This window comes from Roseofilum capinflatum BLCC-M114 (genome assembly GCF_030068505.1).
In the GTDB taxonomy this organism is placed as follows: domain Bacteria; phylum Cyanobacteriota; class Cyanobacteriia; order Cyanobacteriales; family Desertifilaceae; genus Roseofilum; species Roseofilum capinflatum.
Map to the genome: position 1 here is coordinate 23,447 of NZ_JAQOSO010000023.1, position 26,732 is coordinate 50,178.

Annotated in this window: 32 protein-coding genes; 7 read left to right on the forward strand and 25 right to left on the reverse strand. The window is 47.3% G+C overall.

Features of this window, described 5'->3' with window-relative positions; translation table 11 throughout:
* Positions 1–205: 205 nt before the first annotated feature.
* Positions 206–802 (reverse strand): TerD family protein, encoded by a 597-nt coding sequence (locus PMG25_RS05445; RefSeq protein WP_283765890.1) that lies wholly within the window; start codon positions 800–802, stop codon positions 206–208.
* A gap of 16 nt (positions 803–818) precedes the next feature.
* On the reverse strand, positions 819–1,397 hold the full coding sequence (locus tag PMG25_RS05450; protein WP_283765891.1) for a TerD family protein: 579 nt from the start codon (positions 1,395–1,397) through the stop codon (positions 819–821).
* Positions 1,398–1,624: 227 nt separating this feature from the next.
* Between PMG25_RS05450 and PMG25_RS05455 the strand changes: the two genes are divergently transcribed.
* Both PMG25_RS05455 and PMG25_RS05460 read left to right on the forward strand, forming a co-directional pair.
* The gene (locus PMG25_RS05455) at positions 1,625–2,290 is read left to right on the forward strand and encodes a hypothetical protein (protein ID WP_283765892.1); all 666 of its coding nucleotides are present in this window, start codon (positions 1,625–1,627) and stop codon (positions 2,288–2,290) included.
* A 61-nt stretch (positions 2,291–2,351) separates the two neighbouring features.
* The gene (locus PMG25_RS05460) at positions 2,352–3,284 is read left to right on the forward strand and encodes a DUF1822 family protein (protein ID WP_283765893.1); all 933 of its coding nucleotides are present in this window, start codon (positions 2,352–2,354) and stop codon (positions 3,282–3,284) included.
* A 142-nt stretch (positions 3,285–3,426) separates the two neighbouring features.
* On the opposite strand, the gene PMG25_RS05465 is transcribed toward PMG25_RS05460, so the two are convergent.
* Both PMG25_RS05465 and PMG25_RS05470 read right to left on the reverse strand, forming a co-directional pair.
* Positions 3,427–3,879 (reverse strand): type II toxin-antitoxin system VapC family toxin, encoded by a 453-nt coding sequence (locus PMG25_RS05465; RefSeq protein WP_283765894.1) that lies wholly within the window; start codon positions 3,877–3,879, stop codon positions 3,427–3,429.
* Complete coding sequence (locus PMG25_RS05470) at positions 3,876–4,124, reverse strand: hypothetical protein (protein WP_283765895.1); 249 nt, start codon at positions 4,122–4,124, stop codon at positions 3,876–3,878. The genes PMG25_RS05465 and PMG25_RS05470 overlap by 4 nt, the downstream gene beginning before the upstream one ends.
* A 314-nt stretch (positions 4,125–4,438) precedes the next feature.
* On the opposite strand from PMG25_RS05470, the gene PMG25_RS05475 reads away from it, so the two are divergent.
* Positions 4,439–4,714 (forward strand): AbrB/MazE/SpoVT family DNA-binding domain-containing protein, encoded by a 276-nt coding sequence (locus PMG25_RS05475; protein ID WP_283765896.1) that lies wholly within the window; start codon positions 4,439–4,441, stop codon positions 4,712–4,714.
* Positions 4,711–4,977 carry a type II toxin-antitoxin system VapC family toxin gene (locus tag PMG25_RS05480; protein ID WP_283765897.1) on the forward strand — a complete coding sequence of 89 codons (267 nt, stop codon included), beginning with the start codon at positions 4,711–4,713 and terminating at the stop codon, positions 4,975–4,977. The genes PMG25_RS05475 and PMG25_RS05480 overlap by 4 nt, the downstream gene beginning before the upstream one ends.
* A gap of 137 nt (positions 4,978–5,114) precedes the next feature.
* Here the strand turns inward: PMG25_RS05480 and PMG25_RS05485 are convergent, their stop codons facing one another.
* From PMG25_RS05485 to PMG25_RS05535, 11 genes are all read right to left on the reverse strand, one after another.
* The gene (locus PMG25_RS05485; protein WP_283765898.1) at positions 5,115–5,387 is read right to left on the reverse strand and encodes a hypothetical protein; all 273 of its coding nucleotides are present in this window, start codon (positions 5,385–5,387) and stop codon (positions 5,115–5,117) included.
* Positions 5,388–5,678: 291 nt separating this feature from the next.
* Positions 5,679–6,956 carry a dihydrolipoamide acetyltransferase family protein gene (locus PMG25_RS05490; RefSeq protein WP_283765899.1) on the reverse strand — a complete coding sequence of 426 codons (1,278 nt, stop codon included), beginning with the start codon at positions 6,954–6,956 and terminating at the stop codon, positions 5,679–5,681.
* A 112-nt stretch (positions 6,957–7,068) separates the two neighbouring features.
* A complete protein-coding gene (locus PMG25_RS05495; RefSeq protein WP_283765900.1) occupies positions 7,069–7,488 on the reverse strand; it encodes a YlqD family protein in 420 nt (139 codons plus the stop codon).
* A gap of 73 nt (positions 7,489–7,561) precedes the next feature.
* Positions 7,562–9,538 (reverse strand): AMP-dependent synthetase/ligase, encoded by a 1,977-nt coding sequence (locus tag PMG25_RS05500; protein WP_283765901.1) that lies wholly within the window; start codon positions 9,536–9,538, stop codon positions 7,562–7,564.
* A 121-nt stretch (positions 9,539–9,659) separates the two neighbouring features.
* Entirely contained in the window at positions 9,660–10,025 is a 366-nt protein-coding gene (locus PMG25_RS05505) for a hypothetical protein (protein ID WP_283765902.1), read from the reverse strand.
* Between the two features lie 100 nt (positions 10,026–10,125).
* The gene (locus tag PMG25_RS05510; protein ID WP_283765903.1) at positions 10,126–11,076 is read right to left on the reverse strand and encodes a GDP-L-fucose synthase family protein; all 951 of its coding nucleotides are present in this window, start codon (positions 11,074–11,076) and stop codon (positions 10,126–10,128) included.
* A 19-nt stretch (positions 11,077–11,095) separates the two neighbouring features.
* Positions 11,096–12,124, reverse strand: coding sequence for a GDP-mannose 4,6-dehydratase (gmd, locus tag PMG25_RS05515; RefSeq protein ID WP_283765904.1), 1,029 nt, complete (start codon positions 12,122–12,124; stop codon positions 11,096–11,098).
* A gap of 257 nt (positions 12,125–12,381) precedes the next feature.
* Positions 12,382–13,110 carry an undecaprenyl-phosphate galactose phosphotransferase family protein gene (locus PMG25_RS05520; protein WP_283765905.1) on the reverse strand — a complete coding sequence of 243 codons (729 nt, stop codon included), beginning with the start codon at positions 13,108–13,110 and terminating at the stop codon, positions 12,382–12,384.
* Between the two features lie 131 nt (positions 13,111–13,241).
* Entirely contained in the window at positions 13,242–14,387 is a 1,146-nt protein-coding gene (locus tag PMG25_RS05525; RefSeq protein WP_283765906.1) for a glycosyltransferase, read from the reverse strand.
* A gap of 39 nt (positions 14,388–14,426) precedes the next feature.
* Positions 14,427–14,963, reverse strand: a complete 537-nt coding sequence (locus PMG25_RS05530; protein ID WP_283765907.1) for a pyroglutamyl-peptidase I family protein — start codon at positions 14,961–14,963, stop codon at positions 14,427–14,429.
* 9 nt (positions 14,964–14,972) lie between these two features.
* Positions 14,973–15,566 (reverse strand): chromophore lyase CpcT/CpeT, encoded by a 594-nt coding sequence (locus PMG25_RS05535; protein WP_283765908.1) that lies wholly within the window; start codon positions 15,564–15,566, stop codon positions 14,973–14,975.
* 67 nt (positions 15,567–15,633) lie between these two features.
* Here PMG25_RS05535 and PMG25_RS05540 point away from each other — a divergent pair, with 67 nt between their 5' ends.
* Positions 15,634–16,197 (forward strand): Crp/Fnr family transcriptional regulator, encoded by a 564-nt coding sequence (locus PMG25_RS05540; RefSeq protein ID WP_283765909.1) that lies wholly within the window; start codon positions 15,634–15,636, stop codon positions 16,195–16,197.
* 15 nt (positions 16,198–16,212) lie between these two features.
* Here the strand turns inward: PMG25_RS05540 and PMG25_RS05545 are convergent, their stop codons facing one another.
* Positions 16,213–17,568, reverse strand: coding sequence for a proton extrusion protein PcxA (locus PMG25_RS05545; protein ID WP_283765910.1), 1,356 nt, complete (start codon positions 17,566–17,568; stop codon positions 16,213–16,215).
* 92 nt (positions 17,569–17,660) lie between these two features.
* Here PMG25_RS05545 and PMG25_RS05550 point away from each other — a divergent pair, with 92 nt between their 5' ends.
* Positions 17,661–19,775 (forward strand): PD-(D/E)XK nuclease family protein, encoded by a 2,115-nt coding sequence (locus PMG25_RS05550; RefSeq protein ID WP_283765911.1) that lies wholly within the window; start codon positions 17,661–17,663, stop codon positions 19,773–19,775.
* 106 nt (positions 19,776–19,881) lie between these two features.
* The gene (locus PMG25_RS05555) at positions 19,882–20,571 is read left to right on the forward strand and encodes a DUF3318 domain-containing protein (RefSeq protein ID WP_283765912.1); all 690 of its coding nucleotides are present in this window, start codon (positions 19,882–19,884) and stop codon (positions 20,569–20,571) included.
* Between the two features lie 95 nt (positions 20,572–20,666).
* Here PMG25_RS05555 and PMG25_RS05560 read toward each other — a convergent pair whose 3' ends face one another.
* The 9 genes from PMG25_RS05560 to PMG25_RS05600 all read right to left on the reverse strand — a co-directional run.
* Entirely contained in the window at positions 20,667–20,930 is a 264-nt protein-coding gene (locus tag PMG25_RS05560) for a type II toxin-antitoxin system RelE family toxin (protein ID WP_283765913.1), read from the reverse strand.
* The gene (locus PMG25_RS05565) at positions 20,927–21,154 is read right to left on the reverse strand and encodes a hypothetical protein (protein ID WP_283762999.1); all 228 of its coding nucleotides are present in this window, start codon (positions 21,152–21,154) and stop codon (positions 20,927–20,929) included. Before PMG25_RS05565 ends, PMG25_RS05560 begins: the two co-directional genes overlap by 4 nt.
* Positions 21,138–21,299: a hypothetical protein gene (locus PMG25_RS05570; RefSeq protein ID WP_283762998.1), complete on the reverse strand. Its 162-nt coding sequence runs from the start codon at positions 21,297–21,299 to the stop codon at positions 21,138–21,140. The genes PMG25_RS05565 and PMG25_RS05570 overlap by 17 nt, the downstream gene beginning before the upstream one ends.
* Positions 21,300–21,309: 10 nt before the next feature.
* Entirely contained in the window at positions 21,310–21,453 is a 144-nt protein-coding gene (locus PMG25_RS05575; protein ID WP_283765914.1) for a hypothetical protein, read from the reverse strand.
* Positions 21,454–21,564: 111 nt separating this feature from the next.
* Positions 21,565–21,978: a type II toxin-antitoxin system tRNA(fMet)-specific endonuclease VapC gene (vapC, locus tag PMG25_RS05580; RefSeq protein ID WP_283765915.1), complete on the reverse strand. Its 414-nt coding sequence runs from the start codon at positions 21,976–21,978 to the stop codon at positions 21,565–21,567.
* Complete coding sequence (locus PMG25_RS05585) at positions 21,975–22,214, reverse strand: hypothetical protein (protein WP_283755896.1); 240 nt, start codon at positions 22,212–22,214, stop codon at positions 21,975–21,977. The genes vapC and PMG25_RS05585 overlap by 4 nt, the downstream gene beginning before the upstream one ends.
* 21 nt (positions 22,215–22,235) lie before the next feature.
* Entirely contained in the window at positions 22,236–23,723 is a 1,488-nt protein-coding gene (locus PMG25_RS05590) for a magnesium transporter CorA family protein (protein WP_283765916.1), read from the reverse strand.
* A gap of 103 nt (positions 23,724–23,826) precedes the next feature.
* A complete protein-coding gene (locus PMG25_RS05595; RefSeq protein ID WP_283765917.1) occupies positions 23,827–24,195 on the reverse strand; it encodes a hypothetical protein in 369 nt (122 codons plus the stop codon).
* A gap of 20 nt (positions 24,196–24,215) precedes the next feature.
* Positions 24,216–26,732: CHAT domain-containing protein (locus PMG25_RS05600; protein ID WP_283765918.1), on the reverse strand; the 2,517-nt coding region annotated here is incomplete at its 5' end.

A 26,732-nucleotide genomic window follows, 5' to 3' on the forward strand; every position in this document is an offset into this window, starting at 1 on the left:
GTAAACAATAATTCCAATCAACACTAAGCCTAACGTGACCGAGAATAAGATACTGATCATGCAACTGAAAACCCTCCTGAAGCCGAAGTGATTCTGAACCGTTGCACCCTATGTTATAGCGTTTAGGTTATGGCTTTTTAGGAAAGGGGCTTGTCTGGCGATCGCCCCTAACCTCCCTTACTCACCCACCAAAAATTACCAGAAACTACCGATAACGTTCGGTAATTTCCTGTAAATTTTTCGCCTTAAATCCTTCCCCCTTAGCTGTCATTTGCCATTGTCCATCTTGCAAATAGACTTCCGCCATAATCATTCCCGTCATTCCCGCATAATTCGAGCCAGAAAGATTATAACGAGCAATCTCTTGATTATTCGCCCGGTCAACCAAGCGTACAAACGCATTTTTGACTTGCGAAAAATCCTGCTTTCGAGCTAAACACTCATAAATATTGACCACAAACACTAATTTTTGAATCGCTGGAGGGAGTTGATCTAAAGCCACTAAAACCTGTTCATCATCCCCATCTCCAGCTCCCGTCAAATTATCGCCTAAATGGGTAACTGCTCCGGAAGAATGACGCAAATTTCCAAAATAAACCAAATCCGTAATTCCTTTAAGTTTATCCTGGCCATCTAAACAGATCACCGACGCATCCAAATCCAGATTTGGCCCCATTTTCAAAAAGCCCAATAACCCCTTAGATTCGGCTACATCCCAGCCCAATCCACAGAGCAAATTTTTCAAACCCGGAGCGGCTTTTTCCAGAGAAATGCGCTGTCCTTTTTCTAGGTTAATTCCCATGATTTTGATCCTTAAGTTACAGATACCGATCCAACAGGGCTTGCAAACCTCCTTCATACCCAGAACCGACGGCATTCATGCGCCACTGTCCCTCACGGCGATACAGTTCTGCCATAATTAAGGCCGTTTCAATAGAATACTCCTCAGCCAAAGGATAGCGCAGTAGTTCATTTTTTGTGGACACATCTACCAAGCGCACAAAGGCATTTTCGACCTGACCAAAATTTTGTTTGCGCTTATCTGCTTCATGAATAGTGACTGTAAACACAATTTTATGAATCTCTGGGGGAACTTTTTGTAAGTTAACAATAATGACTTCATCATCGCCTTCCCCTTCTCCCGTTAAATTGTCGCCCATATGCTCAATGGACTTATTAGTATCGGGACTGACCTTATTGTTATAGAAAATAAAGTGCTTATCAGAAATCAGTTTTTCATTTTCTCCCAACAGAAATGCAGAGGCATCTAAGTCAAAATCATAACCAGTATCCGTGGCTTTCACGTCCCATCCCAAACCCACAAACACGGCTTGCAAGTTGGGAGCGACTTTATCTAAAGAAATGCGTTGTCCTTTTTGCAGGCTAATGCTACTCATTACTGTCTAAATTAAACGTTAAGGTGTGCAGTCAATCATTTTAATTCTATCCTAGTGTATCGAGTGGTTGAACGACCTGACCAGGGTAAACGCCAATTTAATATGAAGATTTGTAACAAAATGCCGTGAATCCGCTTACACAGATGACAGATAAACAGAAGGTTTCGTGGCACACTAGGAACATTTGTGTAACTTTGTGTAACTGTATCAACCGTTGAGGGTGTGTGATGGATCAAAACCAGCCAGGGGTGAATGCGTCCTTGTTCCCGAAGCTGCAACAGTTAATCCAGGAAACCTGTGCCCATCCTCCCCTAAGTTTAGAACGGCAAAAAGGATTAGCCAAATTGGTGAAGTTGATTCAACATTCCGGCAAACTCTGGAAAGAAGAGGTTCCTCACTATGAGGATGCTTTGCAGCAAACCTGGTTTTATGTCTGTCGTAACCTCTGTGAAGCGACAACGGGTAGTGTCTACGATCCCGAAAAAGGGACGGTAATGACTTGGATTAATGCCTATTTGAAGCGTCGCTTACAGGATAACCAGATTGAAAGATTTCGGCAACAAACAACCAGAGTACAAGCCTATCGCACTTCTGAGGGAGAAGTCTACGATCCGATCGATCGCTTACCTGCTCCTGCTCCAGTTCCTCCGGTGTTGGAAGAAATACATCAATGGGTGCAAACCGATCCAGGAGGCAAGTTAAAACGAATTTATATGCGCGATCGCCCCGATGTCAACTGCCAAGTGTTGATTTTGCGTCGTTTACCCCCAGAAACACCTTGGAAAGACTTAGCCCAAGAATTCAACATTGATAAAAACACTCTCAGTCGTTTTTATTCCCGTCAATGTTTGCCCCGCTTGCGAGAATTTGCACAATCTGAAGGGTATTTATAAGGCAAGAGGCAAAAGGCAAAAGGTAAGAGGTAAGAACATAATTCAAATTAGGTGACTGATTATGACTGCTATGATTGATGAATATCTGCTGATTCTTCCGATTCCGGAGCGCTATCGCCAATGGGCAAATCAGTTTGCTCAGGAACAACCAACATCGGAAAAAGCAACTCAAGTTTATCTCAATACTTTAGCCGTTTTAGGGGTTGATGATGCTCTACAAATTCTGGGTATAGAAACCAACCGAGAAGCCAGTGATAGCTGGAATCCGGTGATGCGACTATGCGGGGATTTAGCGGATTTAGAAGTGGTGAATCTGGGAAAATTAGAATGTCGAGCGGTGCGCGAACAAGATACAGTGTGCCCCATTCCTTTAGAAGTTTGGTGCGATCGCATCGGTTATGTAATTGTAGAACTGGCAGAGGGCGATCGCCAAGCCAAAATCCTCGGTTTTGTCCCCCAAGTTACCGATGAAACTCTGAATTTAGACCAATTACAACCCTTAGAAGCCTTACTGGAGCATTTATTTCATCTGCGCTCCGCTTCAGCACCAGCTCATCCCTTAGCGCCCATGGTTCAATTAGGAGAGTGGTTAACGGGAGTCATCACCCCCGGATGGCAAGCAGTAGAAGAACTCTTAAGTCCCGATTTAGTCCTAGGATATAACTTTAGATCGGTGCCATCTCCCTTAAGCATTCGCCGAGGACAACCCATTAGTGTGGCGGATCTGAATCTGATCTTAGTCGTAGAAGTGCAAGCTGCTGTTGATGAATCCATAGATATTCGCCTGCAACTGTATCCGAGTGCAGCTCAACCCACTTTACCACCAGGATTAGAACTGATTTTACTCGGCGATCGCCAAAATCCTCTCTTAACTACCTTATCCCGTTCTCAAGATCGAGGATTACAACTCCAATTTAATGCCGAACCCCAAGAAATCTTTGATATTCAACTCAATTACAATCACCAAACCTGGAAACAAACCTTTCAGATTTAATCTCTTTTATACTTTTGACTTCAGTATTCTGGAGAAAGTTATACCCAAATCTAAAACACCCACCCATCAACTCCCAAAACCCGCCCCCAACCCTGTCTAGAAACCGGGTTTCTGGTTCCCACGAGAGTAAACCTTCACTCATTTACTCTCCAACGACTAGATCCTGGGGATCTACTATCACAAGAGTAGATTGAATCATAAAATCCCTAGGATTAAAAGTGAGAATATGGGTGATATGATGAGAAATCATGACCGCAACTAAACGAGCATCATGCGTCCGTTTGCCCAGGATGCGATCGCCAGTCACGAGATCTAACCAATGGTAAAATATTTCTGGGGACTCTTCCAGTAAAGGGAAGCGATCGAGTAATTCATCAATAATGTGGTGTGTTGTTTCAGGAGTCCACCCTAAACCATTAACTGTTACAGGGCGTGTTGCCACTACCCAAAGCTCAATGAGAACCTGGGCAGTCAAAAAACATTCATCTCCTTGGTTGAGCAGTAACCTCACCGCTTCTCTGGCTACATGATGCCGTCTATCATCAGGGTTACTCAAGCGTAAAACGACATTGGTATCTAAAAGATAGTCTGTCATTCTTCGTACAGAGAATCGCGGTTAAACGCTTCATCTGGTAAACTAATATTCGTTCTTGCCAGTCCAGAAACCCAATCACGAAACTCTTCCGCTCGTTCTGTTGGCGTTGTATTTTGCCACAACTTCCTATTTTGTCCAGTCGGATAACGCTCTTGAGCTTCAATTGAATCAATGAAATCAGCAACTTGGTTTAACTGTTCATCATTGAATTGGTCTAGCTTTTCCTTGATTTGCTGAAGCAACATAGTTAAACTATTAAACTAGCTAAATAGATTCGATTTTATCACACATCCCTAATCCTATCCCCCAAAAACCGTAGGGGCGGGTTTTACCCAAATCTTGTAGACTGAAAACTATTTTTGTATTCATGTCCGCTTGCGGAAACCCGCACGAACCCACCAGGTCTCTACAGTACACAGAAAGTAGCAACCATTTAAGGATTTGATATAAAATTTCTAGTCGTTGGGCTGCGATCGCCCGCAAACAAACCGGGTTTCTTGACCGTATGACGAATCAGGAGCTAGGGGTTAAGATAGGATCGAGTGAATTGAGTACAATTATGTCAAACTATACGATTACTTTATCTGAGGAAACTTACCACGCCCTGCTAGAAGTTGTCGAAAAACAAGGTTTGACTCCTGAAGCTTGGATAATGGCTCAACTTCCTAAATCCCAGGCGGATGACCACCCTTTATCGGACAAAATAGATGATTTAATTGGGGCTATTGAGAGTAGTCCTTGGCAAGTGATGTTTGATGCTCTTCAGGAGTTCCCGGAGGATCTTCAGATTGAGCGCGATCGCTCGTTGCCGATAGAACGAGAGCCAATCGGATGAAAATTTTGCTCGATACAGATATTTGTATTTATACCATTAACCGTAGAGACCCAAAACTCTTGGAACGGTTACGAGCCTATTCTATTGGAGATGTGGGCATATCAGCCATTACTTATGCTGAGTTGCGCTTTGGGGTTGAAAATAGTGCGCGTGCCCAAGAAAATATTGACCGATTGGAACGTTTTCTACTGCCTCTGGAAATTATCCCCTTTGATGAAGCAGCAGGAGTTTGTTACGGACGACTCAGGAGGCAGTATCCCTAGAAAAGCCAACGAGTCAGCGCCTCTAAATCAGCGTTCCCAGGTGCAACCGGTACAACCTGGGAACGAGGAAACTTAATTTTTAGTTTTGTAATGGTGGGGTTGGGTTTCGTTGCCTCCACCCAACCTAACTAACTAAATTAGCGAAGATTAGCCATTAGACGTTGCTGTATATTATTCTGGGCTTCTTGAGCTTTAAATTGCAAGTCATTCATTGCTTGCTGCATAGCCATATCTGGAGATCCGCCTTGAGCAGTAGCAGAAACTTCATTACAGAGGCTGTACCTACCCGCCCTTCCGTGATCTTGAAGAACGCCCTCTACTTCTCCCGTAACAGTAGCATAGAAACTTCCGTCACCACAATCGTGAACATTTTTAAAACGTATTCGCCTCGTAAAAGAAACATAAGCCATGTTAATTTTCCTGGATTTAAAGTACAACTATCAAACTAAGTATCTTAAGTTTGTCAACTTATTTTCCCTTTGCCAACCTTATAAAAGTTGGATTTAGGGGGGGATTTTTGAGAGTATTAAAAGCGAAAAAGTGGGAAAATGTGAGATTCTGTAGCAAAATAGGGGAAAATGTGGGATAATGGGGGGTAAAATTGCACAAAACTATACAAGACTACAACCCCCTTTAGAAGCAGGGGGTTGTGGGGATCGGGATGTCCCTCACTCATAGGGGACAGTGCGGTAAACGTAGTTCTAAAGCGTTAAGGATTCAGGATTATTTTCAATTAAATCCGCCAAATCTTTGAGGAACGCAGCCGCATCAGCCCCATAAATAATGCGATGATCGCAGGTAATATTAACGTTCATTTGTCGGCGGACACCCATTAAACCATTGTCCATGGCAACAACTTGGGGTTTCGATGCACCAATGGCCAGAATTGACCCTTGACCGGGGGGTAAAATCGCGTCAAATTGGTCTACACCAAACATTCCCAAATTGGAGAGGGTGAAGGTTCCGCTATTGTATTCTGCCGGTTGTAATTGTTTGGTGCGAGAGCGAGCGACCAGATCCTTCCAGGTGCGGGAGAGGGAATAAATATCCATTTGATCGGCATTTTGCAGCACGGGAGTAATTAACCCACCGTCATCCATGGCTACGGCTACGGAAACATTAATACTCGATGGATATTGAATCCCTTGCTCGGTATAAGCAGCATTAACGAGGGGATGTTTGGCCAGAACCACTGCTACTGCTTTAGCGAGCAGAGCAGTCATGGTGACTCCCTTAGACTTAATCTGTTTATAGAGGGCATCGAGTTGATCGGTGGTGATGGTGTAGGCCACATGGAATGTGGGCACACTTAGGCTGGCGACCATGTTACGGACGACTGCCTGTTGTAAGGTATTTAAACCGACGACCTGACCCGGAGTAACGGTCGGTTTGGGAGTGGGGGAGGGTGCAGAGACGGGCTTCGGAGCAGGAGCGGGTGCAGAAAGAGCAGAGCTGGGAGTTCCGGCTGCTGCTTCCACATCTTGGGCCACAATGCGTCCATGGGGGCCACTACCCACTAAGGTCGCTAAATCCACTTTGAATTCTTTGGCCAGTTTCCGCGCACGGGGGGAAGCGATGGTACGGCCATTACGACGGGCAGGCTGGGCTGCGGGAGCGGGGCTAGGGGTGGGAGCGGCAGCCGTTGGCGCGGGAGCTGGGGCTGGAGATGGGGCTGGGCTGGGAGCTGGACTGGAGGAGGTGGAACTGCTGGCCTGTTGTTTGGCGGTTTCAATTTCGGCTTCGGTTTCAGCAATTAGGGCGATCGCATCTCCAACTGGTGCAACCCCACCTGCGTCTACAATAATGGTGGCGAGATAGCCTTCATAGAAGGCTTCCACATCCATATCTGCCTTATCTGACTCGACAATAACGACAGTTTCTCCTTTTTCGATTTTGTCTCCTGGGGATTTTTCCCAAGAGACAATTTTCCCTTCAGTCATGGTGGAACTGAGGGCAGGCATGAAAACTTCATGAATCATGGCGCTGTTATCCTTAAAAATTAATGTGGTAATGGGGAATGGGTAATCGGTAATAGGTAATCGGAAAAAACCGTTTTTCCCTATTGCCTCTTACCTTTTGGCTTGTTTTAGGCTAAATCTGCCCTCGGATTTCCTCGACTACCCCATCTCGGAGAACGATTTCCACCTGCATTTTCTGGATCAGGTTTTCTCCTGGGGTAATGGTAAAGAAACTATCCATTTGACCTTGATCAACTTCCCGGTCTAACTCTAGGGTTTGTACCTGATTCAGTTGGTTTAGAAGTTGATTTTTCTGTTGCAGTAACTCATTTTTTTTCTGATTCAACTGGCCTTGAATCTGGGAAACCTGTTGGGGATTTTGATTTTGCATGTTCGTAATCATGCTCTGGCCCTGCACCTCTACCTGTTGGATTTGTCCATCCATCTGGTTGAGTTGGTTTTGGAGTTGTTCTTGGACTTCTTCCTTCCATCGAGGAGTCACAATCACTTTAATCCGAACGGGTCGTTTGAGCAGCAGGTTTTGGGTATCCATGTTTAGCAAATTCACTTTGTGTAAGTCCAGTGCAATTGAGGGTCAAAAACAGGCGATCCTGTTTCTAAGATGATTAAGTGAACATCCCGTTAATCATATCGCGATACTGTTCTTTCACAATGGGACGTTTAATTTTCAAGGTTTGGGTCATCATGCCATTGTCGATGGAGAAGGGTTCGGTAATCAAACGAAACGGCCCAATGCGGTCATCGGCGCGATAACCGGGGCGATTTTTGACTTCTCGGTTGAGTTCACCTCGGAATAGGTCTTGAATGGCTGGATGCTCAAGGTTGAGCTTGAAGCTGCCATCGTCGAGGGTTTCGGCAATTCCCGCAGCATTGGCATGATGTTGTTTAACCCAGTTCTCTAGGCTCTCTAGGTTGGGGACAATTAAGGCTCCGAGCGATCGCTGATCTTGTCCGACGAGCATCATTTGATCGATATACACACTGCGGATACAAGCATCTTCAATGGGTTGGGGTTCGATATTTTCCCCATTGGTCAAGACAATGGTATCTTTTGCCCGTCCGGTAATCACCAATTGTCCCTCTGGAGTCAGGAGGCCTAAGTCTCCGGTATCAAACCAGCCATCGGAATCAATGGCTTTGGCGGTGGCTTGGATATTGCCATAATAGCCTTGCATAATTTGGGGGCCTCTAGCTACAATCACGCCGGTTTCTCCTTGAGGAAGGGGTTGGCGAGTTTCTAGATCGAGGATTCGCACTTCGGTTCCGGGTAAGGGTAAACCAGACGATCCGCGTAAATTGCGATCGCACCTGCGAGCCGTCAATACGGGAGCCGTTTCTGTTAAACCATAGCCGACTAAAATCTCAAAGTTAATCATCTCAAAGAACTTATCGATATGTTTGGCCAGGGAACCGCCTCCACTAATCACCTGTTTCATCTGTCCGCCCGTGGCTTGTCGCACTTTTTGATAGATTAGGCGATCGCCTAAATAATGCAAGGGAGCCAGTAATGCTGCCTTCACTGTAGCAGAGAGCCGGTCACTCGCAGAGGGGCTGAGGTTCTCTAGTTCGAGTTGTTCCTGAATCCGTTTGGCACTCACATACTGATCAGAAATGCTGAGAAAGGTTTGAATTAATTTTTGCCGACTCTGGGGCTGTTCGCGAAATTCTTTCTGAATGCCTTCATAGATCGATTCCCACAACCGAGGCACACCCACCATGTAATGGGGTTTATAGTTCTTGAGGTCTTGTTTGAAGTGACGGATACTGGTGTACCTTTGGGAACATCCTTGGGAGAGCAAATAATATTCAATGGTGCGCTCGTACACATGCCAAGAGGGAAGAATGCTCAAGATGCGATCGCCCGGATCGGGAGCCACCACCACCGCCAAAGTATTGATTTGATAGAGCAAATTCCCATGGGAGAGCATCGCCCCCTTGGGTTTACCGGTAGTTCCAGAGGTATAAATGAGGGTGGCTAATTGCTTGGGATTATGGTCTACAGGTTGATAGGATTGCCCTTGGGCGCGATTACACAATTGCCCAAAATTGAGATATAAGGGCGCATCAGCAGAAGAGTGGGGTAGCTCTTCATCACTGAGCAGGATAATCGCTTGTAGGGTAATCGAGTCTAAGCGAGGAGCAAGTTTATCTAGGGTTTTGAGATTTTCGACGATGAGAAAACTACTGCCGCTATCTTGGAGAATATAGAGCAGTTCCTCAATATCGGCCTGGGAAGAGCGAACCGCATTGGCTGCTCCGGTCATCATAATCCCTTGATCGACCACAAACCATCGGGGGCTATTGTCGGCAAATAGAGCAATGCGATCGCCCGGATTCACGCCAAGCTGTTGCAGGGCGATCGCCACCTGTTGCATCTGCTCGCACATCTGGCGATAGGTGAGACTCACTTTCTGTTTACTGTGAATATCCTCAAGCGCCACAATATCGCCAAACTTCTGAGCGGCGATCGGCCAGATTTCGGCGATCGACCCCAGGTGACTATAATTAACTGCATGACTTAAATTCGCCTTTTCTAGCGCCGACAGATTCGGATAATCAGATGCCACAAACCCATTACTCATGTTGGTTGGTCTCTCATTCTCAAACTTTCTCCAGTTTATAAGACCCTAGAAGGTCTGCCGATCTCTAGTTGTGACGATTTCAATCATGGCCGATGGTCTGATGGCTGATATTCTTGGCGATCTACACTGCTCCTGATGATTCTGGGAAGACTAACCGAAACAAGGCCCAAATAAACTTACTTTCATTAGGTTCTACACCATTAACATCAATCACCTCTTTGGCCACATCAAAAGCGAAGGTTTGTTGATGGAAGGGGAGGGTGCGTAAGGCTTTGTAGGCTAACTGGAGCGCCAGGGTAGGGTCATGGGCTGCATCTTGTACATTGACGATCGCCAGATCGAGTTCTTCATGAACCAAATCTGGAGCTACTTCCAGTTTATTCGCCAGGCGATCGACAATCAATTGCTTTTCCTCATCATCAGCAGAACCATCTACCACAGCAGCCAGAGCAGTCAAAGTTACTACATTTTTTAAAAAAGGATTCATAAGTATTATTCCTTGAATCAAAACGATATAGCGTTTTAGGCTCGTAATAGGTAATCAGGTAATCCCCCATACCCTGGAGGGTTGGGGGGATCGAGAAACCCTAGAGGGCCTCTGCATGGGTACGATACCAGTCAATGGTTCGTTTCAGCCCTTCGCGAAACTCCATATTTGCCGTAAACCCAAACCAATCCTTTGCTCGCTGGGTATCTAAGCATCGGCGAGGTTGACCATTGGGCTGATCCGTTTGCCAAACAATTTCGCCCTTAAATTCCATTAACTCACAAATGAGTTCGACGAGATCGCGGATGGTGATTTCGTAACCCGTTCCTAAATTGACTGGCTCAGAGTCATTGTACTTCTGAGTCGCCATCACAATTCCCCGTGCAGCATCCGTGGAATAGAGAAACTCGCGACTTGGCGAACCATCTCCCCAAGCGGGAAGAGTCGTATCTCCCCGTTGTTGAGCTTCATAGACTTTGCGAATGAGGGCGGGAATCACATGGGAACTGCTGGGGTCGAAGTTATCTTCTGGCCCGTACAAGTTTACCGGCAAGAGGAAAATACCATTAAATCCATATTGTTGCCGATAGGATTGAAGCTGCACTAGGAGGGCTTTTTTGGCAATACCATAGGGAGCATTGGTTTCTTCGGGATAGCCGTTCCAGAGGTCTTCTTCTTTGAAGGGAACGGGGGTAAATTTAGGATAGGCGCAGATGGTTCCTACACAGACAAACTTTTGGATACCGGCTTGATAAGCACAATGGATGAGCTGGGTTCCCATCATCAAGTTATCGTAGTAAAGCTCTGCGGGTTTTTCTCGGTTGAGACCGATTCCGCCCACATGGGCTGCCAGGTGGATGATGATGTCTTGATTTTTGACAACTTTTTCGCAGGCGGACATTTGGCGAAGATCGTGTTGGCGCGATCGCGCAATGGTAATCTGTTCAGGATTCGCCCCTGCTGCCTGAAGTTGCTCAATCACCTGACGACCGAGAAACCCCGCGCCCCCCGTGACCAAAATCCGTTTATCTTGCAATTCTATGGTGGTCATCGTTTTTCCTCAATTTGCCTTAGTCAAATCCGTTGCCCAACTGTTTGGTTTTTTTCAGCGCTTCTCGATCGGAATCGACCATTAATTGTACTAGCTCCTCAAAGGTAACAGAGGGTTCCCAACCGAGCTTTTCTTTAGCTTTGCTGGGGTCACCAATGAGTAAATCGACTTCTGCTGGACGTAAATAGCGCTCATCAAACTCCACATAATCTTGCCAGGTTAAGCCGACATGGGTAAAGGCAATCTCCAGAAACTCGCGAATGGAGTGGGTTTCATTGGTGGCGACGACATAATCATCCGGTTGGTCTTGCTGAAGCATCAGCCACATGGCGCGTACATAGTCTTTGGCATAGCCCCAGTCCCGTTTTGCGTCTAAATTCCCCAGATAGAGTTTCTTTTGCAGTCCGGCGGTAATCCGAGCGACCGCACGGGTGATTTTACGAGTCACAAAGGTTTCACCGCGACGGGGGGATTCATGGTTAAACAGGATACCGTTACAGGCAAAGAGATCGTAGGATTCCCGGTAGTTAATGGTTTGCCAATGGGCATAGACTTTAGCGCAGGAGTAGGGACTCCGGGGATAGAAGGGGGTGGTTTCTTTTTGGGGGACTTCCTGGACTTTTCCAAACATCTCGGATGAGCCAGCTTGGTAGAATCTGACCTGATTGCCAGTACGATGTTGGTAATCGCGAATGGCTTCTAGGAGCCGCAGGGTTCCCATGGCGACAGTATCGACGGTATATTCGGGGGAGTCAAAACTGACTCGCACGTGGGATTGAGCGCCCAAATTGTAGACTTCCTGGGGTTCAATTTCTTCTAAGATCCGGCGGAGGGTGGTGCCATCGGTGAGATCGCCGTAGTGGAGGAAAAATCGAGCTTCGTCTTCATGGGGATCGATGTAAATGTGATCGATGCGATCGGTGTTGAAGGAGGAACTGCGGCGAATGATTCCATGGACTTCGTACCCCTTTTCGAGTAAGAATTCACTCAGATAGGAACCATCTTGACCGGTAATTCCAGTAATCAGCGATCGCTTACGTTGTGTCATCGGTAATCTTCCTTGCGTCGTATAAATTAGAGTTTAATCGTACCTGATGCCGACCCTAAAACCTATGAGCATTCAGAGAATGCCCAACTTAGCTTAACACCTGGCCCTTCGGTCTTAAGGTGATCTCAGTTCTCCTTCTTTACTATTTTCTAATTCTATAACCGGATCGATCCGTTCCTAACTCCCATACAGATAGGGGAGTCCAGGTTTTCCTGAACTCCCCTATGTTGATGCATCTCTTCTGGATCTAAGCTCGGTTAGTAAGCTCCATTTCCTTTGGGGAAAATAACCACCCCAATGGTTTTGATCACAATCCAGAGATCCATCCAAAAATTCTTGAAATTCACATAGTACAGGTCAATTTGAATTCTCCGAGGGTAGGGAATATCATTACGTCCTGATACCTGCCACAGCCCCGTGATTCCCGGCTTTATGGTTAAAACCTTGTCAATATGTTTACCATATTTGTGCAGTTCTTCCGGAACCAGGGGACGGGGGCCGACGACACTCATATCTCCCTTGAGGACATTCCAGAATTGGGGAAACTCATCTAAGCTGGTGACTCTGAGAAACTTACCAATCCAGGTTATACGCGGATCGTGCTTTAGCTTAAAGTTATTCTCAAACTCTTCACGCATCTGGGGAGAAGCCGCCATCATCTCGGAGAGAACTCGATCCGCATTGGGAATCATGGTTCTGAATTTGATACATTTAAACAATCTATAGTCTTTTCCCACTCGTTCTTGTATGTAAAATACAGATCCCTGAGAATTGAGTATAATCAACAGGGTTAGAACCAAATAAACCGGGGAAAACAAGACGAGAACAGCCAGCGAGAAGAAAATATCGAAGGCCCGTTTAAAAAACTCTCCGTTGAGACTGATGGATAGACCCTGATGTCTCGCTCTGAATCGTTGAGGACGAAACCCGCGCTTGACATAGATCCGAGCAGTCTTGCCAGAGATAAATTGACTCTCAGCAGTCATCGTACTCCTCTATTTCACACCACACACACCTAATCATAAAGCCACTGACCCCGAATCAGAAGAATTTGATTCCAATTATTCTGAAGTTAGGGATCGGGGCCGGGAAAGTTATACCCATAAGAACTTGCCCATCAGAACTGTTGTAAGTCTTGATAAGCGCGTTTGAGTAGATCACTATAACGCTCTTCAAACACTTTCGGGTGAAACTGGGTCGAATGGGTATGAATTTGTTCGGGGTTAAAGGGCGATCGCCCCAATGCCTCAAACTGCTCCACCGCTTCTATCAACGATTCTGGGGTTTGCTGTGGAAATAATAACCCGGTTGCGCCCTCTGGGTGAACCCGAAAATCGCGAACCGTTTCTAAAGCGCCTCCCTTGCCATAGGCAATGACGGGAGTGCCACAGGCTTGGGCTTCCACAACGGCCATGCCAAAATCTTCACAAGCAGCATATACAAAGGCTTTAGCTTCGCTCATGTATTGATTGACGACCTCATTGGACTGAAAACCCAGAAACTCAATATTGGATTTGGCGATCGCTTCAAGTTCTTCCCGTTGAGGCCCGGTACCAATGACCACCAGATGCCGACCTAACTGGTTAAATGCTTCCACCATGAGCCGTACTTGCTTGTAGCTGACCAAACGGCAGACGGTGACATAAAAATCCTGTTTTTTGGCTTGGAAGGGAAAGCGATCGATATCGATAGGAGGGTAAATCACTTCCGCTTGGCGGCGATAGCACCGCCAAATTCGCCTTGCAGTGTGCTTGGAGTTGGCAATGAACTGATCTACCCGATTGGCGGATATCACGTCCCACAGCCTCATTTTGTGGAGGATATACCGACTCACCCAACCGGGTATACCTCGCCCCAATTTACTCTCCTTCAGATACTCGAAGGTTAAATCCCAGGCATAGCGCATGGGGGTATGGCAATAACACAGATGCAGTTGTCCCGGACGGGTGAGGACTCCTTTGGCGACGGCATGGGAGGAGGAGAGAATAATATCATAGTCGCCTAAATCCAGTTGCTCGATCGCCAAGGGAAGCAGAGGCAAATAATTTTGTACTCCTCGACGAGCAAAGGGAAAGTGCTGTAAAAACGTGGTTCCAATCTGGCGCTGATAGAGGTAACTATCGGGGTTGGTGGATTCAAAGTCAATCAGAGCATACAGATCTGCGTCAATCTGTTTGAGAATTGCTTTAACCACCAGTTCCGATCCCCCCGTGGCTAAGGGGGTTAACCATTCATGGACAAGGGCATATTTGAGTTCGGGCATGTTGAGAGAATAGGGAATGAGGAAAAGTTATTGCAGGGTTCATTGATTGTCCAATTGATTGTCCAATTGATTGTCCAAACGATGAAGAATTGCTAAAAAGGTGTCGATCGCCGCTTCTTCATTGTCTGGACAGAGGATCGGGACATGGATAAATAGAGCGCGAGTGGGGAGATTGAGGCTTTTAATCTCATTTAAGACCCCATAATAGAGATCTTCACAGACAAATCGACCGGCATAATCGCTAATATAAACCCGATCGAGTCCCTTAATGAGCTGTTCTAGGTCGATCGCCGGTCTTAAAATTTTATCCCCTTGCGTCGCATTCGACTCAATACTGAGGCGATCGCGTTGTTCTGCCATGCCGCAACACAACACCCAACGCGGTTGATAGGAGTGCAAAGACACCAGGGTTTGCGCGATCGCCTGTGGGGAATGCACCGGTAGTTTTCTCAGTAACAATAACCGCTCTGGATGCGGATAACATTCACCAATGCGCTCCAGGAGATCATCAGAGGAGTTACTCTTCTGGTGCGGTTTCCAGGTCGTAAAGGAGGTTAACAGAAAGGATCGGGTCATTTCCTCTGACTATTGACTTTGTACTTCATCGGCAAAGTTTTCCCAGCGCACAAACTCAAAGGGGCCAGCAATGGAACCCCAAACCCTTTCATCCGTTTCTAAGTCACGTCCGCGATCTAAGCTAATCAGTCCTTGTGGACTGACTTCAAATTCACTATCAAGATAAGTTGTTTTATCGTTACGAACGACTACGCAACCTTTTCCAGGTTCGACTGTGGCTTTGAAACTATGTCCTGTCCATTGCACTTGGAAGGTACATCCGGGCAGTTTTTCAATCCGGTCTGCGGTCAATTTCTGGAGGCGCTCAGGTTGTCGAGATGCACCATAGAACTCTTGTTCACCGAGAACTTTATGATTTTCCACCTCAATTTGATTCTCCTTGAGGACAAAGTTGAGAACACGAGTACGATAGGGTTGAGTGACATCTAGATCGTAGGCTTGCTCTAGATATAAACTAATATTGCCCATCAGATCGAAGGGTAGAGGACGCATACAAACGCGAATATGGGCAAAAAAGGGCGGATTTTCAAACGCTTGCTCTTGATTACTAAAGTCAGCAGCCATCCAACGGGCTAAGGTAACAATATCTGTAGAATGGGTCATAACTATTAAAACTTCAAAATTCAAAGTTATCTTCTATATCTGCAATTTCTCTGAGTAAAGAAACTCGATGACGGTGCATAATAAAACCAGAGTTAGGATAGACCTAGAGCCGGATGCTATGAACTATCAACAGTTTGAAGCCTTTAATCACCTGAAGCCTGAACAAATCCAAGACTTCCTGAAAGTAGGCAAACAGGGAACGATCGCAGCAAGCAAGCGCATTCTAAAACAAAATGTTCTCTGTCGGCAAATTATTTTCCTTCTAGAAGGAGAGGTTCAGGTTTCCCTGGAGACCTCCAAAGGGGAACACACCCTATCAACGATCAGCGCTCCTACTGTACTGGGAGAAATCAGTTTTTTTAGCGGTGAACCCAGTTCTGCAACGGTTACGACCCTGACCCAGATTAAGGTTCTGGTGATTGACTTTGATGTTCTGCGTCAACGACTGATCGAAGGCGATCGCGTCACAGCTTTGATCCTGTTGAATATGTCCCAAGCCTTGGCTAAACGGGCCTCAACCATGACTCGTCAGCTTTCGGAATTCTATGTTAAACAACAGGAAATGGAAACCCAGGTCTCAGAGGTACAACACGCAAGTACGGCCATTTTTGGAGAATGGAGCTTTATCTAATGCGGTGCGCTTTATTCAATCATTCATTTCTTTATAGGTGGCAACAGAGGAGGGAGAAATACGGTTTAGGTAGCGGAAAATCCAATACTTAAAGACGGTATCTAGAATAACCGGAAAGGTCGCAATAAAAAGGAAAATAAATTCTCGACTTTCGGGGAGTCCAAAATGCCGAGATAAGCCTTCGAGAATCACTTCCCAACCGTGGGGAGAGTGGAACCCAACGAACATATCGGTAAAAAGGATAATAATGAAGGCTTTGGCACTATCACTTAACCCGTAAACCAAGTCATCCATGAATGATTTAAGGACAGTAATTTCTCGCTTACTGGTATAAACAACCCAGCCAAAGGCGACAAAGGCAAAAAAGTCCGAGAAGATGTTTTTTACTGCATCGGAGCTGTGAGTTTTAAACTCTTCTTTGATTTCCTCTGCTTTGTGATGTAGTTCTTTTTGTACTTCTTCTGGACTCATTTCCGGCAATTCGCCAATCAGCATTTCAAACTTGAGTTGGCTTTCAAATTTTTCCAATTCCATGAATGCTTCTGCTTCCATGTCTTCATTCAGGAAGATGGAAATTTGCTCTCGTTCTTTAAATTTATCGACAATGGGGCCGACAATAAAATTACTGGCAATTTGTTGAGTTAAAAGGGGAATTAGGAACGCCAGCAAGATAAATCTGAGGGAAATAATGGTTTTAAATTTGGAGATCCGAAACCGATTCATTAATTCTTCTTCGGTTTTGGGGTCGAGTTCTTTTTGGACTCGTTTGAACGTTCCTAAAATGGTACGAGGCAGAAAGCTAGATTGATCGGAAATGGTTTCAGCATTAGTAATTTCTTCGACCGTTGGTGGCGGTAGGGATTGGGAGCGATTGGATTGAGAAGATTTGGATTGGGGTACAGTGAGGGATTGAGATGGATCGACGGGAATGACGGCTTTAGAATTGGATGAGGTCTGGGAGCCATATCGACTTAAAACTCGATCGATGGTCGTGAGTTTTTCTAGGGTAAGTTGGGAGTCTTCAATAGGATTTTTGTCCAGATTGATGCTGCTGGATTGCCAAAGGCTATTGGCTAATTTTCGCGATGAAGAGTTGACGAAAAAACGGCTGGTATTGAATTCGGATAATCGGATGCGAGCGGCGTTTAAGTTGTTGGTCAATTCTTGCTTAAAATAAGCTTGAACTGTGCTATTATATTGGGGAGAATTAGGAACAATCTTCTGTCCACCAAAGTATTCATCTTCGATCGCCTGAATTTTCAGCACAGCTTCGTAGGCATCATCTAAGGCGCGATCGGGGGTTTGCCAAAACCAGCGATTGAGAACGCGAAAGGAAGATTGAAGCTTTTGCCAGGGAGAGCCTTTAGCCATGTTATTGCAGAAAATTCAGAGCAAATGGACAGAATTACCAGCGCCTGGCGCTATGGATCGTATCTTATCAAATGTCTTTTAACTCGTGTAGCGTGTCTTTCAATTCCCTTTGGATCGTGGGCCCCTCCCGCAGGGGGAAAACCCGTCGCCTGGTGGAGTACATCGGCGAGCAGGTCGGGCCAGACATGGAGAGTGGCTCCACGGCCAACCCGATGATTCTAGTGTTGGCGGCAACGGGGGATAATCGTTTAGATTTGGACGATCGCCTCACCCGTTTAGACCCCCCTCGCGGGGGACTGTTGAGCCAAACCACCACCCCCCTAGGGTTTTGTCTCAATCAAGTCAGTCTGTTTTGGCCCCAATTAATGCAACAACTGGCGATCGAATCCCAGTTTCCGGTGCGTCTGCGGCCAGAAACTGAGCAAGAATTAGCCCAAGCCCTATGGCAAGAAGAGTTAGACCGGGAAGCCCTCAGTTTAGACGGGGTTTCCCCCGTGCGCTTGGTGCGGCAACTGTTGGATACTTGGGCCCTAGCAGCAGCTAGTGGGGTAGCGATCGCCGATATCCCCACCATCCTGGAAGAAGGGCAACTGGGCAATCTAGGGAAAAACCCAGACATCTGGGAAAACATCGGCGTTGCCCTCCAACAGTGGCGCAGTTGGTGCTTAACCCATGGCTTCCTCACCTATGGACTCGCCCTAGACCTCTATGGACAGCACCTGATCGGCGATCGCCACTACCAAACCTATCTCCTAGACCGCTACCAAAGCCTCTGCGCCGATGATGTAGACGAATATCCCGCCATCATGCGGTATCTATTCGAGCTATTTCTAGAACAGGAGCGCCCCTGTCTATTCACCTACAACCCCGATGGCGGCATTCGCGTCGGCTTAAATGCCGATCCCCAGTACATCGCCCAAATTGCTCGTCGTTGCCACATTGAAGACCTGCGAGAGCAACCCAACCCAGGACTAGCGGGAATCCTCAACCTCGAAGAAATCGAACAAGTCATCAACCCCCTCTTCGCCCAACCCGTGCGACTGCCTCCCGAATCGATCCAATCGGTGCAAACCGTCTCGCGATCGCAACTGTTGCGGGAAACTGCCGAAACCCTGATCGATGTGATTAAAAACCAGCACATCCCCCCCCAAGACATCGCCATCATCGCCCCCGGTTTAGACGACATCGCCCGCTATACCCTGCTCCATCTCCTCGATCGAGCCGATATTCCCCTACGTCCCCTGAACGAACAGCGGCCCCTGATCGCCTCTCCCTTGATTCGCGCTCTGCTCACCCTGCTGACGTTGGTGTATCCGGGTTTAGGGCGACTGGTGAACCGAGAGGCGATCGCCGAAATGCTGATCGTCCTCAGCCATCCCCTCCTGGGAACTCCCCAACCCAACCAACCCCCTCCCTACTGGATCGACCCCGTGCGAGCCGGTCTGATCGCCGATCACTGCTACGTTCCCGACCCCGACCATCCCCACCTACTCCCCATGGAAGTCTTTGAGCGATGGGATCGGTTAGGCCATCTTCCTAGCAACGCCTACAACCAAATCCGAACCTGGATTGAGAACCAAAAACAAGAATACTCCGAACGTCTCTTGACAACTCCCCTCATCTTCCTCGATCGCGCCATTACCCGCTTTCTCCTCACCCATACCCTGCCCTACGACCAACTAGCCGCCATCCGGGAACTGATGGAAACTGCCCATCACTACTGGCAAATTCATCAGCGCTTGCATCCTGAGCGCTCCCCTCTAAAGCAATTTATCCAACTGCTGCGCCAGGGCACAATTAGCGCCAACCCTTACCCCGTCCGACCCACTGGCCCCAAAGCCAACGCCGTCACCCTAGCCACCATTTTCCAATACCGTTCCAGTCGTCTGTCCCACCGATACCACTTTTGGCTCGATGCCAGTTCTCCCCTATGGCTCAAAGGGGGAGCAGCGAACCTCTGGGCTGCGCCCCTGTTTTTACAACACCGTTTAGGCAAACCCTGGACAGTGGAACACACCCAAGAAGCTGATGAAGAACGACTCCGGCGCATTTTGCTCGATTTACTCAGTCGCGTAGAGGAGCGACTGTATCTGTGTCATAGCGATTTAGCCGTCAATGGTACAGAACAAACCGGGCCTTTATTTGCGTTGGTGAGCGCGAGTCTTGAGTTGAGGAATCAGGAGGAGTTGATCGGTTCTAACGATTGATGGCGATCGCTGAAAGTATGATAAATAAAAACCCATTCAGCCAGCGTCCAAGATATACTCGACATAAGACGACCTACTTGTTTTGTCAGATTCTAGGGCAAGCGATATGAAATCCTATGCAACCTCCTCTGCAAGAGCAGAAATGAACGAACTGCGCCGCTTAAAAGGCCTATTGCCGCCAGAACTGCAAAGTTGGGTGATCGTAGAGGTGGCAACAGAAATGAACCCTCCCTTGGTGCGATCCGAAGAAATTGGCAATGATGAAGTGGAAATTCAGATTGATTTGGCCAAATGGGATCAACTGGCGATCGACCAACGCAATCTCCTCTTTTGGCATGAAGTGGGGCGGATTCAGAATGATACGATTCCCAAAGATGGCTGGGAAATGGCAGCCCTAGCCATTGGTTTAGGGGGCGCAGTGGGAGAGCTGTGGGTACAAGATGGCTTGTTGCTTCTGCTCGCCCTGGCGTTATGTGGCGTTTCCGGTTATCGCCTCTATCAGAAAAATAACCCCGAAAAGACTTTACAGGAAGCCATTCAAGCGGATGAAAAGGCGATCGCCTTAGCCACCCGTTTTGGCTATACCCTGCCCAATGCCTACAAGAGTCTGGGCAGTGCCTTAAAAATCTTAATCGAACAAAACCCGAAAAAACGCCAACGCAGCCGCTATGAAGCCCGCTTGCAAGCTCTCAAGCGCAGTGCATCCAAGGCGAAAGCTAGAGCGAAGGGTAAAACGGATGCTCCCTTTGCGGCTGAACCCGAACCGGATTATCGTTCGGAAAATATCTTTGGTTGAGTCTCAGGAGTGAGGAGTAAGGAGGAATTTTTGGGTCTCCCTATTCCTTATTTCTGTTTTTCGGTTGCGATCGCTCTTTATATCAGATAACTAGGTTAGCCAAAGAAGCGTTCATAATCATCATGATTGCCAATCCAAAACCAGGTTACTGTATCGTTTTCCTTGAATCCCAAAACTCGATAATTGCGCGTCACTCGTACTGACCAAATCTCCTCCTCTGAGTTAATACACTTAAAATGGAGAGAGGGATGAAAGGGATTGTCCGCCCATAGCCGATAGGCCTTGCGGGTGCGTTCTCGAACCTCCTGATTAAGCTGACGATACTGCTGCCAAAATGAAGGCAGAACCTCAGATTTCATAACTGCTCATAATCCATTTTTGTCGCTTTTCCCGCAGCGCGTTCTTGTTTCGCTTGTCGTGCGGCTGCAACTAAGGCGGATTGGGTGCGACGAAAGGACTCATCCCACTGTTTTTCATCCTGTAAATCGGCAATATACTCGCGCACATGAGCGACGATTTGCTGTTGAATTTCATCGGGTAAAGGCTCTACCATCTCTACCAAATCTTTAATGGCTAATGACATGATCTGCTCCTATTAGGATTTCGTTTGATGATTTAGAGAGCTGCTTGTCTGGATTTTGGCGATCGCCATTTCTCTCGATTCCTTCTACTTTACCGCGATTCATGACGATGATGCGATCGCTCATAAACTTGACGACGCTTTTCACAGAACACTTGTTAAGGGTTTTTGCGACCCGATCGCCCCCTAGCACTGCACCAGATTAACAGTTTTACGCCACCCCAGGCGACAACAGCGAAGGCAAAGCTCACCAGAACGGCGATGATAAAGGGATGGAGGCGATCGCCATGATTTTGTTGCAATGGCGAAGTCCAGGGGTAGTCAAAGATAAGTGCTGAGGTGGATGCAACGATCGCACCCACGGCGATCGCGCTCCCAAAGGTTTGGATCTGATGCTCTAGGTTGCGATCGCTTTAGCTCAAACTCTCCTCAACCCAATTTTCTAGACTCAACCCTTCAACCCAGCTAAATTCTCTAATATTATTAGTAACTAATGTCACTCCTCGATTCACCGCTTGGGCTGCAATCAGTAAATCATAACTGCCAATGGGTTCCCCCTGTTGCTCTAAAGTGGCTCGAATTTGACCAAATTTTTGTGCATCTTCTGGGCAGAAATCGACGATCTGAAACGGTGAACAAAAGCGAGTTAAGGTCTCTCGGTTGCGCTGGGGATTTTGGCTTTTTGCTGCTCCATACTCCAGTTCTGCTAAGGTGATGATGGAAATTCCAACATCTCCAGTATTAACCTTCTGCAATCGCTCCTTTACAATGAGAGGTTTCTGCTTGATCGCATAAATACAAATATTGGTATCGAGTAAGAACCTCATGAAAAGATATCCTCTCGTTCTGGGAGTTCAGGTTGTTCTCGAACCTCTAAAAAGTCAGGGGTAAACTGGTATAAGTTATTCCACCATCGATCGTCAAAATATTCCCCAGGCTCAGACAGTTGCTGTTGGGTTTCGCTGTCGTCTGCTGTGACCTGATTGATATAGGCTAAAACCCGATCGATCTGTGATTCGGGTAGGGTTTGAATGGCTTGAATGAGTCTTTCTCTAGCGGTCATCTTTGGTTTACCTCTGGGATATTAACGGTTTTTGCGACCTGATCGCCCCCTAGCACTGCACCAGATGAACAGTTTTACGCCACCCCAGGCGACAACAGCGAAGGCAAAGCTGACGAGAACGGCGATGCTAAAGGGATGGAGCTGATCGCCATGATGCTCTTGCCAGGGAAATGTCAAGGGTTCCTGGAAGATGAGCGTGGAGGTGGAGGCAACGATCGCACCGACGGCGATCGCACTCCCGAAGGTTTGGATTTGATGCTCTAGGTGGCGATCGCTTTCTGCTTGGTCAATTTCCACTAAACCACGAATGGTATTAATTGCCGTGTCTAACAGTCGTTCCCCTTGCTGGAGATAGACCAAATCAGCCGCAATTTGTCGCTGAAACCGTTGAAACGTGCGATCGGTTTTATCGCGCCAAACACTTAAATTACTGTCACAATTAGTTTCCATGCGGCTCAGGGTATCGAGATAATTCTCTTGATTAATGGCGATCGTATTCTGAAACGTTTCCAGACTGCGAATTCGCTGGGAATAGCGCAAAGACAAGTCTAACAGATTTTTGATTTGCTGTTTCAGTTTCTTTAAATCTTCGTCTGATAAATCTGGAGGAATACTGGTCGGAATATTTTTAGGAAACTTTTTTATCGCCTTTTCAATTTTTTTAATATCCTTCTGGGCTTTTTTATATTCTTTGCGGCTATCGAGAAAATTCTGTTGATTTTTATGATCGTACAAAAACAGTTCCGGTAAATCCCACTGAATTTGCTTGAGCTTCTTGGTCGTGTCTTCCTCAAAAATCAATAAAATCAGAATCTTTCCATAGGGATGGAGCCGAAAAATAGTTTTATACTCGTAAATATAGCCCCCTAAGAATTCCCCACAGTGGTAAAATGGTGGGGCTTGCTCTAGGGAGTCGAGTTGCAGAAATTGCTTTAATACTTCATTAGCAACAGATTTTAAGCTCTCGGCTTTTTCTGGACGGTCTTGGGCAATAAAACCACTCAAAAAAAGGGTAGTGCCCCAAAACGCTTGGCTCAGAATTTCTCCGGTTTTATTCGGTTCACCTGAATACGTGCCAGAGAAAAATTCCTTTGGGGGTTTGACTTGGGATAAATCAGAGAAAGAAATCTCGTTATCGTCTGATTCTTGCGGACAAAATAAGGTGAGAGCAAAACCATAGGTATCATTGAGAAACTGAGGATAAAGAAATCCCTGATATTTTGGCGGTAAGCTAATCCAGACAATTCCTCTTCCTTCGGAATCTGGGATTAAATCAAAATTGGCTAATTTAGAATCGATAAGATCCTGGAAATCGCCACGGAAATTGAGGATAACTGGCTGGCTATTTGGAGTGAGGATATGATAAGAGTTTAATAGACCTTGATAGTAAGAAGTAACCGAAGCAATATGAATATTTTGTTCGGTAAAATTTGTGAAATGGAGAGGTTTTAAGTGATAACTGAACAAGCGGATATTTAGGGCACAAATTGAGTTTATTTCTGTATTCATATTTCCCATTTGGTTGCTTTTCCCCTTCTCCTGCGGGAGAAGGGGGTAGGGGGATGAGGGGCAGCCATTACATAACTCATTTAGGTTTGCTATATATTAGAGTTTAGTTTGATGATTGAGAGGGTGGGTTATCTCGATTTTGCCTATCTTTGATTGCAGAACGCAAACTGTCATTCGTAATCGGTTGGTCTGGCTCTGAGCGCCGAGGTGGGGTCTCATTAGGTTTGAGAGGGTCACATCTCACGTTCTGTAGAGCAGTCTTGACGGATTCATAATCATGGTCATCCAGCCAATCTATAATCACCTCCTCAATGTCTTCATAATCCTCATCGGCAAGGGGATCTAGTTTTTCATCCAGTTCTGCCCAAGTTTCCTGGTTGCAATTGGTAAACATGGAGGGTTGTTGCTGCAAAAGGTACTGGAATTTAGCAACTCGTTCTTTACTGATTTGACTCGGATTGGTGAAAGCCATGATATTCCTCTGGATTATTTTCAGGCGGGATTTCCCGGCTGTGCGTATTTTCCACTGGCGGTGAAAGCGGCCCAATAGCGGGCAGGGGCAAAAGGACGCTCTTTATCGAATAGTTTCAGCTCTTTCCGACATCGTTTTAGCGTTTTATCCTCTAATTTTAGGTCATTCTTTAACCAGGTTAAAACATCATCGCGGGAAATGGTGCGGAGCCAGTCTTGAGCCGCTTGCAAGGCCAGCACTACTGAAGTGTAGTGGGGCAGTTCTTGATAGAGGCGAATCATTAGCAGGGCGGAGAAAAAGTCATCGGCTTCCCAGAGACTGGCGACGACTGTGCGGGTTCCGGCATAGAAAAAGGCACTGGCTAACCCCACATAGTCATCGGTTGAAGAGGTTTCGACGAGGGCAGTTTTGCAGGCAGAGAGGATGAGTAGGCGACAGTTGGGGATATTGAGACGGGCGAAAATGTCTTGAAACGTGAGTTTTTCCTGGTTGGCGAGGCGCAGATAGGAGTTGAGGGGGTCAGCTTCGTTAAATTGGCCGTGACAGGAGAGGTGAATATAGCGGCTTTGCCGCAAGAAGGCTTGGTTTTCTGGTTTTTCCAGGTTGGCTTTGGTGGCTTGGTGGCGGCTGAGAACTTTTTCGGGGTTGAAGAGGGAGCGCAAGACTTCTACCTCGAATTCGGCAAAGGCGAGGTCTTCGGTGGGGTTTTGCAGGGCAAAGAAGGAAGAGGAAGGTTCTTCTAGGGGGGGACGTTGATGGAGGATGTCGAGGAATTGGCAACTGGGAGCGTATTGGATGGGGAACTGGTCTTGCAGGGGGTTGCCCTCTCCCCCAGTTCCTCTCTCACCGGGAGAGGGGAGAAAGGGGTTGCCCTCTCCCCCAGCCCCTCTCCCACCGGGAGAGGGGAGAAAGACGGGTAAGGCGTGGAGGGGGATGAGGTGCAGTTCGCGATGGGGAACGAGAATCAGCCGTTGGTAGTGTTGGAGGGGGGTGAGTAAATCGGGGAGATTTAAGGCGGGGCTGAGGGTTTGCAGCCGTTCATCGAGTTTATTGAGCCAGGTTTTGTGGTCATCGTAGTCGCTGCGGTAGTCGCTGATGGCTCGGTCGAGTTGTTGGCGGTTGGTGAAGTGGTGGGGGATGATTTGGAAGGTGTCCTCTTCTGTGGGAATGATGAGGAAGGCGTAGAAGCCGAGGTCGGGGTTGTTGGGGAGATACCACTCGATGAGGGCGGTTTGGCTGTCCAGGAGTTGGGAGAAGTTGGGCAGTTGGGTGGGGGGTTTTCGGGTGAGGTTGAACGTGAGGTCGCCAATTTCTTCGAGGAGGTTTTGGAATTCCTGGTTGGCGGCTGCAATTTGTTGGCGGATGGTGGCGGGGGAGAGGGGGTTGGTGCTGTTGTCGCTGGTGGTGAAGGCGAGTTGTTGTTGGTAGATGGCGAGGCGACTGCGGAGGTCGCTGATCTGTTGTTTTTGGCGGTCGGTGGCGTTTTTGGGGTAGAGGTTGGCGCTGTCGAGGAGTTCGGTGAGGGTGCGAGATTTGCTGCGTTCGACGGTGAGCAGGGCTTGGGCGTAGTCTTGCTGGTGAATGCAGGCTTGCACCATGTTTTCGTAGATGTCGAGGGAGTCGGCAATTAGTTCTCGTTTGGTTTTTTCCGAGGTTGCCCAGTAGCGGCTTTGTTCAATGGCGCGGATGGCATGGTCGTAGCCGTAGATGGCGTTTTCCCAGTCTTGGCGGTTGAAGGCAAAGTTACCAAGATTGCGTCCGGTTTGCAGACAGTCGAGAGGCAAGGCATCTGGGGTGCGAACCTGCAAACTGTCTCGATAGCAGCGAATCGCCCGCTCGATGTTCTCCACACGCTCTCCCCGCAGGCGATAGTTGTAAGCATTTCCCAAGTTATTTTGGGTCATGGCCCAATCTTGGGCATAGGCGCTGCGGGTATACACTTCTAAAGCGGCTTGATAACAGGCGATCGCCCGCTCCAGGTTCTCCGCTCGCTCTCCCCGCAGGCGATTTCTGTAAGCATTTCCCAAGTTATTTTGGGTCAGTGCCCATTTTTCAGCATAGGCGCTGGGGGTATACACTTCTAAAGCCGCTTCATAACAGGCGATCGCCCGCTCCAGGTTCTCCGCTCGCTCTCCCCGCAGGCGATTTCTGTAAGCATTTCCCAAGTTATTTTGGGTCAGTGCCCATTTTTCAGCATAGGCGCTGGGGGTATACACTTCTAAAGCCGCTTCATAACAGGCGATCGCCCGCTCCAGGTTCTCCGCTCGCTCTCCCCGCAGGCGATTTCTGTAAGCATTTCCCAAGTTATTTTGGGTCAGTGCCCATTTTTCAGCATAGGCGCTGGGGGTATACACTTCTAAAGCCGCTTCATAACAGGCGATCGCCCGCTCCAGGTTCTCCGCTCGCTCTCCCCGCAGGCGATTTCTGTAAGCATTTCCCAAGTTATTTTGGGTCAGTGCCCATTTTTCAGCATAGGCGCTGGGGGTATACACTTCTAAAGCCGCTTCATAACAGGCGATCGCCCGCTCCAGGTTCTC

Excerpts from the sequence above, each read along its gene's own strand:
- PMG25_RS05495 (WP_283765900.1), bottom strand. The coding sequence starts at position 7,488 with ATGGATACCCAAAACCTGCTGCTCAAACGACCCGTTCGGATTAAAGTG.
- PMG25_RS05510 (WP_283765903.1), bottom strand. The coding sequence starts at position 11,076 with ATGACCACCATAGAATTGCAAGATAAACGGATTTTGGTCACGGGGGGC.
- PMG25_RS05560 (WP_283765913.1), bottom strand. The coding sequence starts at position 20,930 with ATGAAATCTGAGGTTCTGCCTTCATTTTGGCAGCAGTATCGTCAGCTT.
- PMG25_RS05490 (WP_283765899.1), bottom strand. The coding sequence starts at position 6,956 with ATGATTCATGAAGTTTTCATGCCTGCCCTCAGTTCCACCATGACTGAA.
- PMG25_RS05460 (WP_283765893.1), top strand. The coding sequence starts at position 2,352 with ATGACTGCTATGATTGATGAATATCTGCTGATTCTTCCGATTCCGGAG.
- PMG25_RS05590 (WP_283765916.1), bottom strand. The coding sequence starts at position 23,723 with ATGAATACAGAAATAAACTCAATTTGTGCCCTAAATATCCGCTTGTTC.
- PMG25_RS05530 (WP_283765907.1), bottom strand. The coding sequence starts at position 14,963 with ATGACCCGATCCTTTCTGTTAACCTCCTTTACGACCTGGAAACCGCAC.
- PMG25_RS05465 (WP_283765894.1), bottom strand. The coding sequence starts at position 3,879 with ATGACAGACTATCTTTTAGATACCAATGTCGTTTTACGCTTGAGTAAC.
- PMG25_RS05505 (WP_283765902.1), bottom strand. The coding sequence starts at position 10,025 with ATGAATCCTTTTTTAAAAAATGTAGTAACTTTGACTGCTCTGGCTGCT.
- PMG25_RS05475 (WP_283765896.1), top strand. The coding sequence starts at position 4,439 with ATGTCAAACTATACGATTACTTTATCTGAGGAAACTTACCACGCCCTG.
- vapC (WP_283765915.1), bottom strand. The coding sequence starts at position 21,978 with ATGAGGTTCTTACTCGATACCAATATTTGTATTTATGCGATCAAGCAG.
- PMG25_RS05540 (WP_283765909.1), top strand. The coding sequence starts at position 15,634 with ATGACGGTGCATAATAAAACCAGAGTTAGGATAGACCTAGAGCCGGAT.
- PMG25_RS05565 (WP_283762999.1), bottom strand. The coding sequence starts at position 21,154 with ATGTCATTAGCCATTAAAGATTTGGTAGAGATGGTAGAGCCTTTACCC.
- PMG25_RS05450 (WP_283765891.1), bottom strand. The coding sequence starts at position 1,397 with ATGAGTAGCATTAGCCTGCAAAAAGGACAACGCATTTCTTTAGATAAA.
- PMG25_RS05445 (WP_283765890.1), bottom strand. The coding sequence starts at position 802 with ATGGGAATTAACCTAGAAAAAGGACAGCGCATTTCTCTGGAAAAAGCC.
- PMG25_RS05470 (WP_283765895.1), bottom strand. The coding sequence starts at position 4,124 with ATGTTGCTTCAGCAAATCAAGGAAAAGCTAGACCAATTCAATGATGAA.
- PMG25_RS05525 (WP_283765906.1), bottom strand. The coding sequence starts at position 14,387 with ATGCCCGAACTCAAATATGCCCTTGTCCATGAATGGTTAACCCCCTTA.
- PMG25_RS05455 (WP_283765892.1), top strand. The coding sequence starts at position 1,625 with ATGGATCAAAACCAGCCAGGGGTGAATGCGTCCTTGTTCCCGAAGCTG.
- PMG25_RS05545 (WP_283765910.1), bottom strand. The coding sequence starts at position 17,568 with ATGGCTAAAGGCTCTCCCTGGCAAAAGCTTCAATCTTCCTTTCGCGTT.
- PMG25_RS05480 (WP_283765897.1), top strand. The coding sequence starts at position 4,711 with ATGAAAATTTTGCTCGATACAGATATTTGTATTTATACCATTAACCGT.
- gmd (WP_283765904.1), bottom strand. The coding sequence starts at position 12,124 with ATGACACAACGTAAGCGATCGCTGATTACTGGAATTACCGGTCAAGAT.
- PMG25_RS05595 (WP_283765917.1), bottom strand. The coding sequence starts at position 24,195 with ATGGCTTTCACCAATCCGAGTCAAATCAGTAAAGAACGAGTTGCTAAA.
- PMG25_RS05485 (WP_283765898.1), bottom strand. The coding sequence starts at position 5,387 with ATGGCTTATGTTTCTTTTACGAGGCGAATACGTTTTAAAAATGTTCAC.
- PMG25_RS05585 (WP_283755896.1), bottom strand. The coding sequence starts at position 22,214 with ATGACCGCTAGAGAAAGACTCATTCAAGCCATTCAAACCCTACCCGAA.
- PMG25_RS05520 (WP_283765905.1), bottom strand. The coding sequence starts at position 13,110 with ATGACTGCTGAGAGTCAATTTATCTCTGGCAAGACTGCTCGGATCTAT.
- PMG25_RS05535 (WP_283765908.1), bottom strand. The coding sequence starts at position 15,566 with ATGACCCATTCTACAGATATTGTTACCTTAGCCCGTTGGATGGCTGCT.
- PMG25_RS05500 (WP_283765901.1), bottom strand. The coding sequence starts at position 9,538 with ATGAGTAATGGGTTTGTGGCATCTGATTATCCGAATCTGTCGGCGCTA.
- PMG25_RS05555 (WP_283765912.1), top strand. The coding sequence starts at position 19,882 with ATGAAATCCTATGCAACCTCCTCTGCAAGAGCAGAAATGAACGAACTG.